Source organism: Pseudomonas sp. AC463 (genome assembly GCF_979253585.1).
The window spans coordinates 1-235 of record NZ_CEEDDZ010001179.1 but is presented as its reverse complement, the minus strand read 5'-3'; the positions used below and the strand labels follow the sequence as shown (position 1 = coordinate 235).

At 65.5% G+C, this 235-nt stretch carries 1 pseudogene; it reads left to right on the top strand.

The features are described 5' to 3' along the window. Positions 1-235 (top strand): annotated as a pseudogene (locus AC0IYH_RS34045) (molybdopterin-dependent oxidoreductase); the annotation flags it as partial.

Below are 235 nucleotides of genomic sequence, written 5' to 3'. Positions count from 1 at the left end.
GCGATGGGGGGCGATTGCGGCGTCGCCAAGGTCGATGTGTCGACCGACAACGGCAAGACCTGGTACAAGACGACGCTCGGCCCCGATCACGGCAAATACAGTTTCCGCCGCTGGGATGCGCAGGTTCCGCTCACGCATGCGGGCCCAACAAAGCTGATGTCGCGCTGCTGGAACACCGCCGGCATCGCGCAGCCGATGACGCCGATCTGGAATCCGGGCGGGTTCATGCGCGGCA